This is a genomic window from Kouleothrix sp. 19917, assembly GCF_057073505.1.
The window spans coordinates 1,938,161-1,953,179 of record NZ_CP097099.1 but is presented as its reverse complement, the minus strand read 5'-3'; the positions used below and the strand labels follow the sequence as shown (position 1 = coordinate 1,953,179).

The following is a 15,019-nucleotide window of genomic DNA, read 5'->3' as shown; positions in this document are numbered from 1 at the left end:
GAACAGCAGAAAGCATTCCTATGCCCGGCGCGCACACTCACGATCTGATCACGGTCGTCACTGGCGTGGCGATCGCGCCGCTCACTTTCTCGACCAACCTCGCCCTCGGGATCGACGCGCAGCTTGCGCTTCAGCAAACCGTCGTGGTGGTGGGCGCGCACCTGCTTTCGGGCATTATGTTCTCGCCCGACCTCGACCTCGACAGCGCGATTGACAACCGCTGGGGCATTTTCTACTGGATCTGGCGGCCATATATGTGGGCCGTGCCGCATCGCAGCCGCTGGCTCAGCCACGGTCTGGTGCTGCCGCCGCTGCTGCGCCTGTTCTACTTCTTCTGGATGGTCGTGGGCGTGCTGATCGGCGCGGCCTGGCTGTTTGGGCGCATTGGCATTGCGCTGCCGAACTTCCACCTGGTAGTGAGCGACGCCGTGCTTGGCGTCGTGACGCGCCACCCGCGCGAAGTCTGGTCCTTCTTAGTGGGCTTTGTGACGGGCAGCGCCGCGCATTCCGTGGCGGACTGGCTGGTGACGGGTGGCAAGCGCTATCTGCGCCGATTTGGCTTTGTGGTGCGTATCGACCTGGCAGATCACGACCGCTGGCGCGGCTACAGCCGTCGGCGGCGCGCGCGCTACTAAAACAGTATTCAGAAGTCAGAAGTCAGAAATCAGTAGCGGTTTGGCATTGGGGTGAGGCCATGGCGCAAACCATGAACGAGCTGATCGAGGCCCTGGCACGTTGGGCGGCAAGCCGCGACGACCTGCGCGCCGCCGTGATCCTTGGCTCGCGGGCGCGCACTGTGCAGCCCGCCGACGAATGGGCCGACCTCGACCTGCTGATCGTAGCGAACGACCCGCAGCCTTATCTCGACTCGGGCGCGTGGCTCGACGCGCTTGGGCGCGTGCGCATGACCTTTCTGGAGCCAACGGCGGTCGGTGGGCTGGTCGAGCGGCGCGTGCTGTTCGAGCCAGCACTCGACGCCGACCTGAGCTTTTTGCCGCGCGCAATGCTCGACCGGATCGCGCAGGCGGGGCTGCCGCCCGATGTTGCGGCGGTGTTTGCACGCGGCGCGCGCCTCTTGTTCGACAAAGACGGCACGCTCGGCGCACTGCTGAACGGGCCACTGCCCGCGCCTGCCGTCGCCCCGCCACCCAGCCCGGCCGCGTTTGACAACCTTGTGAACGACGAGCTGTACCACGCGATCTGGACGGCGAAAAAGCTGCGGCGCGGCGAGCTGTATGTGGCGCGAAGCTGCTGCGATGGCTATATGAAAACGCGCCTGCTGGAAATGATCGCGTGGCATGCGCGTGCCCTGGGCGGCCCGAACACCGACACCTGGCACGGCGGGCGCTTCCTCGAACAGTGGGCCGACCCACGGGTGATTGAAGGTTTGCGCAGTGCATACGCCCACTACGATGGGGCCGATGTTGCGCGCGCCCTGCTCGCGACGCTGGAACTATTTGGCTGGGTGGCGCGTGAAACCGCCGAGGCGCTGGGCTGCACCTACCCGCAAGACGCGCACGACTACACAGCGCGCTGGCTGGCCGAAAATCTGCCGGCTTCCTGAGCGGCTTCCTCGGCCGGGCGCTGGCGCAAGAGGCGCATGCCATTTGCAATCACAATCAGCGCCGCGCCCGTGTCGGCAAACACCGCCATCCACAGCGTCGCCACGCCCAGGATCGTTGCCACCAGAAACACCGCCTTCACCGCCAGCGCAAATACCACGTTTTGCAGAATGACGTTGCGCGCGGCGCGGCTCAGCCCAATTGCGAATGGCAGACGGCTCAGGTCGTCCGACATCAGTGTGACATCGGCGGTTTCCAGCGCGGCATCGCTGCCCGCGCCGCCCATTGCAATGCCAACCGTGGCCCGCGCCAGGGCGGGAGCATCGTTCACGCCGTCGCCAACCATGGCTACGCTGCCGTGCTGCGCAATCAGCTCGCCAATCGCTTCGAGCTTTTGGGCGGGCAGCAGCTCGGCGCGCACCATATCCACGCCCACGGCAGCGGCGACGCGCGCGGCCACCGGCGCGGCATCGCCCGTGAGCATGGCAATATGCGCGATGCCCTTCTGGCGCAGCGATGCGATTGTGGCGCGGCTGGCCGCGCGCGGCCCATCGGCTGCAGCGAGCAGGCCAATAATCGCGCCGTCGCTGGCGAGCAGCATTACCGTGCGGCCATCCGCTTCCAGCGCCCGCGCCTGCGCATCCAGATCGGCGGGAATGGGCGTGCCAGCGAACAAGGCGCGGTTGCCAATGGCAATGCGCTGCGTGCCAACCTGCGCCAGCGCACCACGGCCCGGCACGGTTTGCAGATCGGCGGCGGTCAGGGGCGGCAGATCGCGCCCTTCGGCGGCGGCGACAATTGCGCGCGCCAGCGGGTGGCTGCTGCGCAGCTCGACGGCGGCGGCCAGCGCAAGGATGTGCGCCTCGTCGTAGCCGGCGGCGGGGATGATGTCGGTGACTTCGGGCTTGCCCTGCGTGAGCGTGCCGGTTTTGTCGAAGGCGATGGCGCGCAGGCCGCCAGCCGCCTCGAGCGACGCGCCGCCCTTGAACAGCACGCCCGCCCGCGCCGCCGCCGAGATTGCGCTCACAATGCTCACCGGCGTGGAAATGACCAGCGCGCAGGGGCAGGCGATCACCAGCAGCACCAGGGCGCGGTAGGCCCACACGCCCCACGCGCCGCCCAGCACGAGCGGCGGCAGCACGGCTACCAGCACCGCCAGCGCAACCACGGCGGGCGTGTAGCGGCGCGCAAACACGTCGATAAAGCGCTGCGCCTGCGATTTCTGCGACTGCGCTTCTTCGACCATGTGGATGATGCGTGCCAGCGTGGAATCTTGTGCGGCGCGGGCCACTTGCGCCTCAAGCGCGCCGTCGCCGTTGATGCTGCCAGCAAAAAGTTCGTCGCCAGCGGATTTCGCGACCGGGACGCTTTCGCCAGTGATCGGTGCCTGATCGAGCGCGCTTGCGCCGGCAAGCACTACTGCGTCGAGCGGCACGCGGTCGCCGGGGCGCACCACAATCGTTTCGCCAACGCGCACCTCGCCGATGGGAACGGCCTGCTCGCGCTCGGCGCGCAGCACGCGGGCCGTGGCGGGAGCAAGCTGCATCAGCGCGCGGATCGAGCGGCGGGCGCGCTCCATGGTGTAGCCTTCGAGCGCATTACCAAGCGCAAACAGAAAGACAACCGTCGCGCCTTCGCCATACTCGCCAATGATCAGCGCGCCAACGGCGGCAATGGTCATGAGCAAATTGATGTCGAGGGTGCGGGTGGCGCGCAGGGTGGCCCAGCCGTTGCGCGCAACAAATGCGCCGCCGACAAGGGTGGCGAGAACGTAGAGCGTGGCGGGCAGCAGGGCCGGTGCGCCAAGCAGCTCGGCCGCCCAGGCCAGCGCCAGCAAGGCACCACAGGCGAAGGTCAGCGCGTCTTTCGGGCGGTCGTGCAGGAATTCGCGTATGCGGCCCGCCCAGCCGCCGGCTTCGTGGTCGTGCTCATGGTCATGCACCGATACCGGCGCGCCTTCTTCCAGCACCCGAAAACCAAGCTGCTCGACCTGCGCGACGATCTGGGCCGCGCCAAGCGCCTGCGGGTCGTAGCCGACGGAAAGACGCGCCAGCGCGGGGTTGGCCGAAACCTGGCGCACGCCAGCCATTGCGCGCAGAGCCTGCTCGATGGTACCGGCCTCGACGGCGCAGCACATGCCATCGACCGAGCAGACCAGCGTGCCAAGCGCGGCGGGCGTCTGCGGGGGCAGCAGGCCGTAGCCCAGGCTGCGCGCCAGCCCAACAATCGCTTCGACCGAGGTTTGCTCGCGGTCGTATTCGAGGCGCAGCCGCCCGGCAGTGAAGTTGACAATTGCGTAGTGCACACCAGCGTGCCGCGCCATGGCGCGCTCGATGGTTTTGGCGCAGTCGGCGCAATCCATGCCCTCGACGGCAAAAACCGGGTGGTCGTAGCGGGCGGCGATTTGCTGGCTGGCGGCGCGGGCAAGCTGCTCGACGTCGGCGGGCGAGGCGATGGCCGCGTCGGCCTGCACCACGACCTGCGCGCCGTCGAGGCGCACATCGGCCACGCCGGCGCGGGCGCGCAATGCCTCGGCCAGGTGGCCGGCGCAACAATCGCAATCGGCGCTTTGGGGCAGCAGCTGCGGCCGCGCCAAGGTGACGGTTTGTATGCTCATCGCCGCGTCCTGTCTGATATTGCGGGCCGATTGCCAGCGCGGCCCAGCCCGGTGTTACGTGCAAAAAAAGACGCTATTGAGACGCATGCTCAAGAACAATATATCAATTGAGCAAGTGTTCAAGTGTTATTATAAAACTGGCTGCGCGTTTTGTCAATCCCTTGGGAAGAACCGTAACCACGAAGGCTCGAAGAGGACGGAGGACGAAGGGGTAAGCGCAAAACGCAGAGCGCAGTTTGCAGGGGGCAGGAACCTGTAGCTTGCAAATACGCAACCTTCAAACATTCAAACTTGCAACCTTCAAACCAGCTACCCAGAGCTAGCGCGCGTTAGGCACGCGCCGCGAGCCTTCGGGCGCGGGCAAAACCGGCGCGGTGGGGGCAGGGTCTGGCGCGGGCGCAGGAGATGGCAGCGGCTGCGGCGCGGGCGTGGGCGCGGGAACTTCGGGCAGCGCCAGCTCCACCGTTGCGCTCACAATCGCGCTGTTGCCGGCGCGGTCGAGCAGGCGCGCGCCGACGGTGTAGGTGCCGCTGGCGGCGGGCAGCAGCACGGCGGGGCGCTCGGCGTAGGGCTGCGGGTCGGCAAAATCGCCATTCACGCCCAGTTGCATGCTCACAATCGCGCCGCCATCGTCTTCGGCCTTGAGCGCAAGCTGAAGCTCAGGGCTGTGCACGACGGCTGCGCTGGCGGCAATCGGCGTGTCGCGGGCGGCCAGCGCGGTAACCTCCGTTATGTCGAGCGCGCGATTGTAGATTGCCAGCTCGTCGTAGACCACGTCGGCGGCTTGTGCGCCGGGCGCCCAGCGCCCCAGCTCCAGCAGCGCGCCAACGTCGGCGGGGAGCGCAGCGCCGCTTGTGCTTGCCACGCGCTGGCCGTCGATGAACAGCGCCTTCGTGCCGCTGGCACGTTCCCAGCTCACCGCGAAATGGTGCCAGCCGGGGCGCAGCGTATCGGGCGCGGCAAGGTCGTCGCGGCCGGGCGCGCCACTCTCGGGCGTGGTCCAGAAATTCCAGCGTGGCGCACCATCTGGCCCGGTGTCGCGGCGCAGCGCCAGCGTGCCGGTGTAGACCGGCCCTTCGTCGGGGTGGGCGCTGGCGGCCAGCAGGTACTGGCGCTTGTTTGGCGTGGACGGCCAGCGCTCGGGCAGCTGCGCCCAGAAGGCGATTGTGCCGGCGGCGAGGCTCAGGTTGCCATTGGTTGGGAAGGCCAGCCGCGCCGCGCCCGCCACGCGCATGCCGTGGCCGGTGCGCGTATCGACCAGGGCCGCGCCACCTTCCACGGTTGGCAAGCCCACGCCCAGCTGCGGCAGCGCCGCGCCGTCGAAATGGTCGAGCAGCAGCAGGTCGGCAGGCGGGCTGGCCGAGAGCAGCACGCGCGGCGGCGTTTGGTCGGGCGGGGCAGCCGCACCGGGCGGCGTGAAATCGAACTCTCCCGCCAGGCTCGCATCCCACAGCCAGGTGCTGGCCTCGCAGGCGGCGTACTGCGGGCATGGGTCGGCACCCGGGCCATACCAGCCGTAGGGATCGACTTCCCTGCCATTGTGGCGCACCTCGAAGTGCAGGTGCGGCGTGCCAACCACAAAGCCAGTTTTGCCGCTGCTGCCGATCAGGTCGCCAGCGCGCACGCGCACGCCCTTGCCGGTATCGACCAGGCCGCGAAATTTCTTGGCGAACTTGTCGAGGTGCCAGTAGACCGTCACATAGCCATTGGCGTGCTCGATCCACACGCCCCGGCCGCGATGCGTGCTGGCGTGCGCAATGCCATCGGCTGCGGCATAGATATAGGTGCCAATCGGCTGGTCGGGGAAATAGAAATCGTGGCCATCGTGGCCGTCGTACTGCACCTTGCCATTCCCGAGATAGTTCACCACCGCGCCGTTGTCGCGCTTGCCGGTATCGACCGTCGGGTACATATGGTCGAAGTAGGCCAGATGCACCACGCGCGTACCGGCGGCCCAGGGCCGCTTCAGGAAGCCGTTGGTGGCGGCGGGCTGTGGCTGCGCTTCTTCGGGCAGCTCGTTATTGAAATAGGTTTGAAAGGCCTGGCTGAAACGCCCAAACGCCGCGCGCCACTCGGCCTGGCTGCGACCGCGCGCCAGCAGGCGCTGCACTGCCACCCCTTCGGGGGCCTGCTGAAGCGTCAGTGTCAGGGTTGTGCCGTCGGTGAAGCGCACGGTTGGCGGGCGCTGGTAGGGGCCAAAGCCAGCGCGCAGCTCGGCCCCGGCCCAGTCGATCTGCGCGGCAAAGCCATCTGGCCCTTCCGCGCCAAACGGTCGTTGCAACAGCGCGCCGGATGGGGCGGGGTTGCTCAGCAGTGTGCCCGTTGCTTCGAGCAGGGCCAGCAGAATGCGCGGGCTGACGCCATAGTACGCGCTGGTTGCCTGCATGATCTCGGCGGCGCTGTGGCCGCTGTCGCGGAATGCTTTCAGCGCGCCGGGCTGGGCGTCGAGAAAGGCCTGGAGATCAGCTTCAACCGGCGGGGCGGGGGCAGCGTGCGCGGCCGGCGGCATCGCCAGCGCGATTACACACAGCACACCCCAGAGCAGGCGCAAGAAACGAGCAGGCACGGTGGCTCCCACTGGCAGAAACAGGTCGGCTGCAATCCTAGCATGGGCGGCGGGTCGCGTCAATCGCGGCCAACGACATCCCAGTGCAATGTCAACATTGTAGTGAGAACGAGATCGATCCACAGATGACGCAGATTACACAGATATGACGTCTCGCATCTGCGAAATTGGCGTCATCTGTGGATGAATGTATCAAGCGGCTGCACGGCGATGCGCTCGCTTGGTGTATCATGCGCGCCATGCACCACGCACATGAAATTCCGCTGCTTGCGATTGTCGGGCCGACGGCGGTGGGCAAAACCGCGCTATCGCTCGCGCTGGCCCGCGCGCTCGGCGGCGAAATCGTCTCGGCCGACTCGCGCCAGATCTATCGCGGCATGGATATTGGCACCGCCAAGGCCAGCGCCGCCGAGCGCGCCGCCGCGCCGCACCACCTGCTCGACATTGCCGCGCCCGACGAAGACTTTTCGCTGGCGACGTACCAGGAGCAGGCCAACGCCGCGATTCACGCAATTGCCGGGCGAGGCCGGCTGCCAATGCTGGTGGGCGGGACTGGGCAGTACCTTGCTGCCGTGCTGGAAGGCTGGCAGATCCCGCGCGTGCCGCCGCAGCCAGCCCTGCGCGCCGCGCTTGAGCAGCAGGCCGCCACGGAAGGCGCTGAAGCGCTCCACGCCCGCCTTGCCGCAATCGACCCGGCGGCAGCGGCGGGCATTCTGCCCACCAATGTGCGCCGGGTGATCCGCGCGCTGGAGGTGTATGAAATCACCGGCCAGCCAATTTCGGCGCAGCAGGGCAAGCAAGCGCCGCCATTTCGCACGCGCACGCTCTGGCTCACGCTGCCAGCGGGCCAGCTCTACGCGCGCATCGACACGCGAGTGGACGCGATGCTCGCCGCCGGGCTGGAAGCCGAAGTGCGCGGACTCGTTGCGCAGGGCTACGGCTGGGAACTGCCGGCGATGTCGAGCCTGGGCTACCGCGAGTTTCAGCCCTACTTCGCCGGCGAGGCCACGCTTGCCCAGGCGGTTGAGCGCCTGAAGTTCAACACGCACGCCTTTGCGCGCCGCCAGGCGAACTGGTTTCGCCGCCTGCCCAATGTCGCGCAGCTTGCCGCCGCCAGCCCGGCCCTGCTGGACGAGGCACTCGCCGCGATCCAAGCGAACGACCCTTCGACAAGCTCAGGGCAGGCCGAATGACGAACGAAATTTACCACTGAGACACAGAGGCACGGAGGTTTTTAGGTTGCAGGTTTGAAGGTTGCAGGTTTCTGTGTACTGCCGCCTGCCGCCTGCCAACTGCGTACTGCCTGCGTTCACCCCGTCACCCTGTCACCCGCACACGCCTACCGCTCCACCAGGCACATCCCCGAGCCGAACTGCGGCGTTGGGCGCGCCACAAAGCCAAACTGCGTGTAGAAATCTTCGGCGCCGCGCGCCGCCATCAGGCCAACAAAGCCGCCCGCCGGCACTGCCGTTTCCAGGTAGCCCATGATCGCCGTCATGATCTGCTGGCCATAGCCGTGGCGCTGGAATTCGGGCATCACAATCACATCCTGCACATAGAACATCATGCCGTCGCCAATCACGCGCCCGCAGCCGATCACATGGCCTTCGCGCGCGAGGCACACCGCAAAGCGCGAGGCCGCCAGCGCATCGGAAAGCGCAATGCGATTGGGGTTGGCCCAGCCCACGCTGGCGCGCAGGCGCGCAAACTCATCCACGCTCGGCGCGCGCTCAAGAATCGTGACAGGTATTTCCACCGACTCGGTTGAATCGTCCATGGGGGTCTCCTCTCAGGTACAATGGCAGCTATCCTTCAAGCTGCTGGCTTCGGCGAAGGAGTTGATAGTTGCCGGCCACATCCTGCAAAAAGCGCTCGGGGTCGCCAATTGGCTGCAAACCCATGCGCGCCCGCAAGCCCTCGGCAAGCTGCGCGCCCAGGCGCGTGCGTGCATCGCTGCCCAGCTCGCTGCGCCGGCGGAGAAATTCCTGAATCAGCGTATAGTCGCGCTCGTTCACCAGCTCGATATTTGGCATGGTCGGCTGAGCCAGCGGCGCGCCTGTTTCAAGCGGCGGCGGAAGCACGGCGCCGGGCGCGCTCAGGCTTTCGAGCGTGATACCGCGCCGCTCTTTCACCACCAGCGTGCCGCCCGCCAGGTCGCCCAGCCGCCGCGCCCGCCGGTCGATAAACATCACCACCACACCCAGGCCATACATCGCTGGCAGGAAATCGGCAATGCGAATGAGGTTGCGAATCGCCGAGCCGATGAAGGTGATCGGCCGGCCGCCCTCGCGCACCACGCGCAGACCAATCAGGCGCTTGCCGGGGCTTTGGCCGTTCCACAGCATCTCAAAGGCAATATAGTAGCCCCACAGGATCACAAAGGCCAGCAGCGTGCCAGCCGCAACAAGCACGCCACCGCTGCCGCCCGAATCGAGATCGAGCGCCGACATGGTCAGCGCAATAAGCAAAATAATAATGATTTCGGCCACGCCAATCAGCAGCGTATCGACAATCGCCGCCAGAAAGCGCGAGCCGATCCCGGCGATATCGTAGGCAAACTCAATATTTTCCGGGGTGTCAATTGTGTAACGATCATCCATGGTCAAGTTTTGAGTTTTGAATGTTCAATGGTGAGTGATTCAAGCACAATTCAGCGCTCAACACTCAACACTCGCTATGGTCGTTCCGTATCGTCGGGCGGGGCGGACATCATGTCGTGGGCTTGCGGGCTGGCTTCCAGGTGCCCCATATCGTTGATCGCGCCCAATTCCCACGCGCCATCGGCGCAGATCACCACCGTAATCGACGTATTCCCGATGTGGATCCGGTAGGGCTTGATGCCGCGCTTGTCGCGGGCGGCGTGGAGCAGGGCGGCACGCACCGACCCGCCGTGCGTCACCAGCGCCAGCGACTGGCCCGCATGGCTGCTGGTGAGCTGCTCAACCGCGCCAACCACGCGCGCGTACAGGTCGAGAAAGCGCTCGCCGCCGCCGCGCGCCACGTCTTCGCCCGACTGGATGCGCGCATAGGTTTCGCCGTCGCGCTCGCGCACCTCGGCGCTGGTCAGCCCGCTCCAGCTGCCAACATCAATTTCGCGCAGGGCGGGAAGCGGCTGGGGCGGCTGGTCGGTCGCCTGCCCGAGGATGCTGGCAGTTTCCCAGGCGCGCTGCAAATCGCTGCTGAAGATCGCGTCGAAGCGCGGCCCGCGAGTGCTAACTCGTTCGGCCAGGCGGCGCGCCTGCGCCCGGCCAATCGCGTTGAGTGGAATATCGGCGTGCCCTTGCCAGCGGCCCGTTAGGTTCCAGTCGGTTTCGCCGTGGCGAATCAGGTACAGGGTTGTTTTCACGATCTTCTCTTCAACAAGCCGACCGTACGTGAGTATAGCATTGCTGGATGGCAACGACAAGCGCGCAACGCGCAATTCGTATGACAGTTACGTCACCAATCAGTGCCTGCGCCGGCGCAGCATGCCCAGCACCCGCACGCGCAGGCTTTGCAGCTCACCGAGCCGCAGCAGCGCCGCCACCGCGCCATACACCAGCCCGCCAAGCGCGCCCGCCACCGCCAGCCAGATCGCCAGCGGCAGAAAGCCGCTCTGCCAGCGGTACGCCGCCGCTGGCGCGAGCGCAGGCAGCCAGGGCAGCGAAACTGTGCGCAAGGCGAAAACCACCCCGGCAGCGGCGAGCGCCGCCAGCGCCATTGCGCCAAGCGCGCGCCAGAACGCGCCGCCCAACTGGCCCAGCCGCCGCTCCAGCAAGAACAAAAGCGTGGCAGCCTCGGCGGTATTCGCCGTGCTGAAGGCCAGCGCCAGCCCGGGCAGGCCAGCGCCGGCGCGCAGCAGCGCCCAGCCCAGGCCAATGTTCAGCGCCACCATCGCGATGCCAACCAGCACTGGCGTGCGCGTGTCCTGCATGGCGTAGAAGCTGCGCACAATAATTTCGGCCCCGGCGAAAGCCGCCAGCCCAAGCGCATAGAACATCAGCATCTGTGCCGTTTGCGTGGTAGATTCAGCGGTAAACTGGCCGCGTTCGAACAAAGCGCGCACCACCGGCGCGGCCAGCACTGCCAGCAGCGCGGCGGCGGGCAGCGCCAGAAACAGCACGCTGCGCAGCGATGCCAGGGTTGTATCGCGAAAACCGGCGGTGTTGCCAGATGCGTGGAGACGCGACAGCTGCGGGAACATCACCGTGCCCAGGCTCAGCGCAATCAGGCCGTGCGGCAGCAGCATCAGCGTCAGCGCGTAGCCATTGGCCGCCACTGCTGCTTCGCCAAACAGCGAAACAAAGCTGCCGATTGCAATCAGGTTGATCTGCCATGCCGCCTGGCCAAACAGGCGCGGCGCCAGCAGCCGGCCAACCCGTCGCAGGCCGGGGGTGCCGAGCGCAAACGTGGGCACGTAGCGCGCGCCGGTGCGCAGCAGGCCGGGCAGCTGCACCAGCAGAAACAGCACCGCGCCAGCAATCACGCCGCACACCAGCCCGTAGATACCGAGCCAGGGCGCCAGCAGCGCGCCGCCAATAATGCCAATGTTATACAGGTTCGCGCCAATCGCTGGCAGCGAGAAGCGGTCGAATGATTCGAGCGTGGCTTTGGCGAGGCCACCCAGCCCCAGCAGCACCGGCTGCACCAGCATCAGGCGCAGCAGCAGCACCGTGAGCGCGCGCTGCTCGGGCTGGAAGCCAGCGCCAATCGTGTAGGCCACAATCGGCTCGGCCAGCACGCCAATCAGCACACATGCCAGCACCAGGCCGATCATGGCGAGGTTCAGCAGGCCACTGGCGAGCTGCCAGGCGTCGTCCTCGCGCTGCTCTTCGAGCATACCCGAAAATACCGGAATAAATGCCGAACCCAGCGCGCCGCCCGCCACAACAATATAGATCAGGTCGAGAACATTGAAGGTTGCGCGGTAGGCGCCATACTCGGGCAGGGTGCCAAACTGCGCGGAGATGATAATGTCGCGGATGAGGCCGAGCACACGGCTGAGCAGGTAGCCGGCGGCGACGATCAGGGTGTTGATCAGCGGGCCAAGCCGGGCGCGCGCCGGGGCGGGGGAAACGGGCGGAGCAGCCATTTGCGCGTTCTGATGCTTTCTGCTATAATCACACGCCGTGACGAAAGTATCTCGACGTGTATGTATTGCGTAGATAGTTGCCCATTATAGGGGAGGATCCTCACTTTGGCGAACACGAAGTCATCCGAGAAACGTATCCGTTCCAACGAGCGCAAGCGCGTGCAGAACCAGATGTACCGCTCGCGCGTGAAGACGCTGATCCGCAAGGCGGAAGAAGTGATCCTCGCGGGCCAGCCGAGCGACGAGGCGATTCGCCTCGCCATGAGCACGCTCGACAAGGCGGCCGGCAAGGGCGTCATTCACAAGAACAACGCTGCGCGCCGCAAGTCGCGCCTGGTCAAGCGGCTGGTGCGCTTTCAGGCCGCTGCTGCTGCCGCCGCCGAGGCTCCCGCCAAGACGACCAAGGCAGGCAAGGGCACCCGCACCACTGCCAAGCGCACCGCGAAGGCCTAAGGCCGTCTCGCAAGCTGCTGCCAATCAGGCCGCGTTTCGCGGCCTTTTTTGGTTTCTACGATTCAGGCCGGTTACAGCCGCTTTGAGCTGTAGCCGGCCTGAAGTCTGTTTCGGGAAGACGCCTTGTCCTGTTACGCCAGCTCGGCAATCACGATTTCGAAGGGCGCTAAGCTCAGCCCGCCGAGCGCGAGCGGCGTGGCATTGCGTGCTGAGCTTGCAAACAGCAGGCGCGCGGTCTGCTCGCCAAGCGCAAAATCCACAACCTGCTGCTCGCCCGAGAAGTTGAGCACCACCAGGCAGCGTTGGCCCGAAACCGTGTCGCGGCGCAGAAAGGCCAGGTAGGCATCGCTGTGCGGGTGCAGCGGCTGGTAGTCGCCGGCCACCAGGCAGGGCGTGGCTTTGCGAAGCCGCAGCAGGCGCTGGTAGAACGCGAGCAGCGAGCCGGGATCAGCTGCCTGGGCGGCGACATTGACCCCCTGCGTGTAGCTGGGGTCGAGAGGCAGCCAGGTTTGCACACCCGTTGGGCTAAAACCGGCATTTGGCTCGCCGCTCCAGTGCATTGGGCTGCGGCAGCGGTCGCGTGTTGCTGCGGCAGCCGCGCGCAGCGCTTCCGCAGGCGATACCCCAAGCCGCTCGATCATCGTGTGATACAGGTTGGCAGCCGTTGTGTCGCGCAAATCGCGCGCGTCGGCCAGCTCAAGATCGGGCATGCCAATCTCTTCGCCATTGTACAGAAACGGCGTGCCTTTCAGAGTGAGCAGCAGCGCAAGGTGCAGGCGCGCCAGCTCGGCGTTGTGCGCGCCATCGCCGTAGCGGGTCCACACGCGCGGCGAATCGTGGTTGCCAAGGGTATTACACGGCCACGCGCTGGCTGGTAGCTCGGCCAGGCGAACGGCCTGGTTTGCGCGAATGTGTGCGGGTGTCAGCCGTTCAGTGCGCATAAGCGGGAAGTTGAACACCAGATGCAACTCGTCGTCGCCCGCGCCGTGAAACGCAACATCCTCATCTTCGCCAATCAGCACGCGATCGCCTGGGTATTCGTCGACCAGCGCGCGCAGCTCGCGCATCAGCTCGTGAATGCCGGGCTGGTGGATCTGAAAGGCCAGCAGCTGCCGGTATTCGTCCATAGGCAGGCGGTTCGCGTCGAAAATATCCTCTGCGCGCCGTGCCAGCGTGTGATCGGGCAGATCGGGGTGCTCGAAAATGGTGGCGACCGCGTCGAGCCGGAAGCCATCGACCCCCAGATCGAGCCAGAAGCGCACAGCATCCCACATCGCGCGCCTGACCTCGGGGTTGCGCCAGTTGAGATCGGGCTGCTCCCTGAGAAAGACGTGATAGTAATACTGCCCGCTTGCCGCGTCGTGCTCCCAGGCCGGGCCGCCAAAGATCGAGGCCCAGTTGTTGGGCGGGCCGTCGTCTTTCCCATCGCGCCATATAAACCAGTCGCGCTTGGGGTTGTCGCGGCTGGAGCGCGATTCCACGAACCACGGGTGCTGATCGGACGTGTGGTTGAGCACCAGATCGAGGATCACGCGGATGCCACGGGCGTGTGCTTCGTGCAGAAAGGCGGCAAAATCCTGTGGCGTGCCATACTCCGCAGCGACTCCCGTGTAGTCGGTGATGTCGTATCCGCAATCCAGAAACGGCGAAGGGTAGTGTGGCGAAAGCCAGATCGCATCGATCCCCAGGCCGCGCAGGTAATCCAGCCGCGCAGTCATGCCAGGGAAATCGCCAACACCATCGCCATTGCCGTCTGCAAAGCTGCGCGGGTAGATCTGGTAGAAAACGGCTTGCTGCCACCATTTGAGCGCTGCCATAGTGCTCACCTCATTCATGTGTTTGTTGTGCGCTTGCGCGCCATAATTCGTAGCCATGCGCCTGCCATTCGCACCCGAAGCGCGAGTCCGCGCCCATACACTCGGGGCGTCGCCGCGCACAGCAAACCCAGGCGCCTGGTGCCGAAACCAGAACGCCTGGCTGGCGCATGCGCGAGTAGCTCGGGCGATGCGCCAGGCGGATGAGATACGCGGCAGAGTCAGGGCAGTGGGCTGAAGTTCGTCACTTTCACATTGGAATAGTTGAAAAACGTATTGGCGCACCAGCTGTCGTTATACCAGATTTCGCGCGGGTAGCCATACTGCTGATCATACGAAACACTCGGCAGCGGCGCGTCGCACGAAACCAGCCGATGCGCCAGCGCGGGAACCAGGTGCGCAAGCAGGTTGCGCCAATTCAGCTCGGGCAGGACATATGTCTGAATAATGGTAAACAGATTGTCGACCGAGCTGAAGTAGGCGGCGTTATACAGCTTGTGTGGCGCAAGCGGCTGGCCCGTGGCGGTGTCGATCGCCCTGACGGCTTTGCCGTCGCGCATTTCCACCCGGGCAGTACCATAATTCCACCCCGTCGCCCACGATATGTCAACTTCGTAGTGGCGTGGGGCCTGCTGCTCCCAGCGCTGGCGCGCGCGCTGGTACTGCAACGGCGCGAATGGCGCAACCAGTGCGACAACGCCAGCGAGCAGTGCTACCAGCAGCGCGGCCAGGCCGCCTAATACCAACTTCGAAACAAGCCGCATTGCAACCACCAGCTTCTGGTGTACGGCCGAGCGCCGCCGGAACCAAGCGCAACACCCTGGAAACAGCAGTACGAGCGACTCACCACGAAGAAACGAAGAAACGAAGAATCACACGAAGCAGCTGCTTGTTTCTCTTTGTGAGCTTCCCGCCTTCGTTCCTGCGTGGTACTTT

The 15,019-nt window shown here is 65.7% G+C and carries 11 protein-coding genes and 1 pseudogene; 4 read left to right on the top strand and 8 right to left on the bottom strand.

The window, feature by feature from the left end; genetic code table 11:
- Positions 1 to 20 precede the first annotated feature (20 nt).
- Positions 21 to 635, top strand: a complete 615-nt coding sequence (locus tag M1P90_RS07980) for a metal-binding protein (protein WP_483702077.1) — start codon at positions 21 to 23, stop codon at positions 633 to 635.
- A 71-nt stretch (positions 636 to 706) separates the two neighbouring features.
- Entirely contained in the window at positions 707 to 1,564 is an 858-nt protein-coding gene (locus M1P90_RS07975) for an aminoglycoside 6-adenylyltransferase (RefSeq protein WP_483702076.1), read from the top strand.
- Here M1P90_RS07975 and M1P90_RS07970 read toward each other — a convergent pair.
- Both M1P90_RS07970 and M1P90_RS07965 read right to left on the bottom strand, forming a co-directional pair.
- Positions 1,522 to 4,179, bottom strand: coding sequence for a heavy metal translocating P-type ATPase (locus tag M1P90_RS07970; protein ID WP_483702075.1), 2,658 nt, complete (start codon positions 4,177 to 4,179; stop codon positions 1,522 to 1,524). The two genes, M1P90_RS07975 and M1P90_RS07970, sit on opposite strands and share 43 nt — an antisense overlap.
- Positions 4,180 to 4,498: 319 nt before the next feature.
- Positions 4,499 to 6,745 (bottom strand): peptidoglycan DD-metalloendopeptidase family protein, encoded by a 2,247-nt coding sequence (locus tag M1P90_RS07965; RefSeq protein ID WP_483702074.1) that lies wholly within the window; start codon positions 6,743 to 6,745, stop codon positions 4,499 to 4,501.
- A 239-nt stretch (positions 6,746 to 6,984) separates the two neighbouring features.
- Between M1P90_RS07965 and miaA the strand changes: the two genes are divergently transcribed.
- Positions 6,985 to 7,938, top strand: coding sequence for a tRNA (adenosine(37)-N6)-dimethylallyltransferase MiaA (gene miaA / locus M1P90_RS07960; RefSeq protein ID WP_483702073.1), 954 nt, complete (start codon positions 6,985 to 6,987; stop codon positions 7,936 to 7,938).
- A 146-nt stretch (positions 7,939 to 8,084) separates the two neighbouring features.
- On the opposite strand, the gene M1P90_RS07955 is transcribed toward miaA, so the two are convergent.
- From M1P90_RS07955 to murJ, 4 genes are all read right to left on the bottom strand, one after another.
- Complete coding sequence (locus tag M1P90_RS07955; RefSeq protein WP_483702072.1) at positions 8,085 to 8,522, bottom strand: GNAT family N-acetyltransferase; 438 nt, start codon at positions 8,520 to 8,522, stop codon at positions 8,085 to 8,087.
- A gap of 28 nt (positions 8,523 to 8,550) precedes the next feature.
- Positions 8,551 to 9,345 (bottom strand): RDD family protein, encoded by a 795-nt coding sequence (locus tag M1P90_RS07950; protein WP_483702071.1) that lies wholly within the window; start codon positions 9,343 to 9,345, stop codon positions 8,551 to 8,553.
- A gap of 74 nt (positions 9,346 to 9,419) precedes the next feature.
- Positions 9,420 to 10,091 carry a histidine phosphatase family protein gene (locus M1P90_RS07945; protein ID WP_483702070.1) on the bottom strand — a complete coding sequence of 224 codons (672 nt, stop codon included), beginning with the start codon at positions 10,089 to 10,091 and terminating at the stop codon, positions 9,420 to 9,422.
- A 99-nt stretch (positions 10,092 to 10,190) separates the two neighbouring features.
- Complete coding sequence (murJ, locus tag M1P90_RS07940; protein ID WP_483702069.1) at positions 10,191 to 11,816, bottom strand: murein biosynthesis integral membrane protein MurJ; 1,626 nt, start codon at positions 11,814 to 11,816, stop codon at positions 10,191 to 10,193.
- A 105-nt stretch (positions 11,817 to 11,921) separates the two neighbouring features.
- On the opposite strand from murJ, the pseudogene rpsT reads away from it, so the two are divergent.
- A pseudogene (gene rpsT / locus M1P90_RS07935) lies at positions 11,922 to 12,203 on the top strand (30S ribosomal protein S20); the annotation flags it as partial.
- A 197-nt stretch (positions 12,204 to 12,400) separates the two neighbouring features.
- Here rpsT and M1P90_RS07930 read toward each other — a convergent pair.
- Together M1P90_RS07930 and M1P90_RS07925 are read right to left on the bottom strand one after the other, a co-directional pair.
- Positions 12,401 to 14,086, bottom strand: a complete 1,686-nt coding sequence (locus M1P90_RS07930; protein WP_483702068.1) for a glycoside hydrolase family 13 protein — start codon at positions 14,084 to 14,086, stop codon at positions 12,401 to 12,403.
- A 218-nt stretch (positions 14,087 to 14,304) separates the two neighbouring features.
- Positions 14,305 to 14,847, bottom strand: a complete 543-nt coding sequence (locus M1P90_RS07925; protein WP_483702067.1) for a DUF6174 domain-containing protein — start codon at positions 14,845 to 14,847, stop codon at positions 14,305 to 14,307.
- Positions 14,848 to 15,019 lie beyond the last annotated feature (172 nt).

What these genes read in the sequence shown, in the direction of transcription:
- M1P90_RS07980 (WP_483702077.1), top strand. Translation starts at nt 21, where the DNA reads ATGCCCGGCGCGCACACTCACGATCTGATCACGGTCGTCACTGGCGTG.
- M1P90_RS07975 (WP_483702076.1), top strand. Translation starts at nt 707, where the DNA reads ATGAACGAGCTGATCGAGGCCCTGGCACGTTGGGCGGCAAGCCGCGAC.
- M1P90_RS07970 (WP_483702075.1), bottom strand. Translation starts at nt 4,179, where the DNA reads ATGAGCATACAAACCGTCACCTTGGCGCGGCCGCAGCTGCTGCCCCAA.
- miaA (WP_483702073.1), top strand. Translation starts at nt 6,985, where the DNA reads ATGCACCACGCACATGAAATTCCGCTGCTTGCGATTGTCGGGCCGACG.
- M1P90_RS07955 (WP_483702072.1), bottom strand. Translation starts at nt 8,522, where the DNA reads ATGGACGATTCAACCGAGTCGGTGGAAATACCTGTCACGATTCTTGAG.
- M1P90_RS07950 (WP_483702071.1), bottom strand. Translation starts at nt 9,345, where the DNA reads ATGGATGATCGTTACACAATTGACACCCCGGAAAATATTGAGTTTGCC.
- murJ (WP_483702069.1), bottom strand. Translation starts at nt 11,816, where the DNA reads ATGGCTGCTCCGCCCGTTTCCCCCGCCCCGGCGCGCGCCCGGCTTGGC.
- M1P90_RS07930 (WP_483702068.1), bottom strand. Translation starts at nt 14,086, where the DNA reads ATGGCAGCGCTCAAATGGTGGCAGCAAGCCGTTTTCTACCAGATCTAC.
- M1P90_RS07925 (WP_483702067.1), bottom strand. Translation starts at nt 14,847, where the DNA reads ATGCGGCTTGTTTCGAAGTTGGTATTAGGCGGCCTGGCCGCGCTGCTG.